This window comes from Enterococcus devriesei (assembly GCF_001885905.1).
Classification (GTDB): Bacteria; Bacillota; Bacilli; order Lactobacillales; family Enterococcaceae; genus Enterococcus_A; species Enterococcus_A devriesei.
In genome coordinates, this window is sequence record NZ_JXKM01000036.1 from 1 (window position 1) to 1,012 (window position 1,012).

At 37.0% G+C, this 1,012-nt stretch carries 1 protein-coding gene; it reads left to right on the forward strand.

Translation table 11 applies throughout. From position 1 onward, the window contains the following. Positions 1 to 938: IS3 family transposase (locus RV00_RS15845; RefSeq protein ID WP_249024125.1), on the forward strand; the 938-nt coding region annotated here is incomplete at its 5' end. Positions 939 to 1,012: the final 74 nt, after the last annotated feature.

The window sequence follows — 1,012 nt, forward strand, 5'->3', positions numbered from 1 at the left end:
GAATTGAGGAAGCTGCGAAAACAGGAAGCTCAACAAAGACGAAAGAATCAGTCGCGCGAATCATCGACAGCCTCCGAGGACCATTCAAATTAGTTGAGCTTCTTGAAACCTTGAGGTTTCCTAAATCCACCTTTATGTATTGGCAAAAGCGTTTTGAACGCTTAAATCCAACGCAATCCATCGAAGAAGAGATGTTAAAAATTCGTAAGAAGCACAAGGATTATGGTTGTTTACGAATGACGAAAGAATTGAAAGTTCGGGGTTTTCATGTCAATAAAAAGAAAGTGCAACGATTGATTAAAAAGTTAAGGATTGAAGTGAAGTCCTATACACGAAAGTCTCGACGCTATAGCTCCTATCGTGGAAAAATCGGTATCGTTGCTAAAAATCTAATCCATCGTCGTTTCTACACCAATGTTTGTCATCAAAAAATTACAACGGATACAACAGAATTTAAGTATTTCGAAGTAGACACCAAGGGTGTCATTCGTCAGAAAAAGCTTTATTTAGATCCGTTTATGGATCTATTCAACAGTGAAATCCTCTCTTATAGAATCTCTGAAAAACCAAACGCGGTAGCGGTAATGGAAGGTTTGGAAGAAGCAATCCAAATTACCAGTGATTGCCCTTATCGTCGAACGTTCCATTCTGATCAGGGGTGGGCTTATCAAATGAAAGCCTACAGTTATCAATTGAAACAACATAAAATCTTCCAGAGCATGTCTCGAAAAGGAAATTGTTTAGATAATTCACCGATGGAAAATTTCTTTAGTCTTTTGAAACAAGAAATTTTTCACGGAGAGATTTATCGCAGCTTTGATGAACTTAAGGCAGCAATTGATCAGTATATTTACTATTACAATAATGAACGAATGAAAAATAAATTGAACTGGCGAAGCCCTGTTCAATTTAGAAAATCAGCTCGAGTAGCTGCTTAATCCTTGATTTATTACATGAAAAAAAGAGTGGATTTCTCCACTCTATAAAAGTCTAACTTTTGGGGGTCACTACA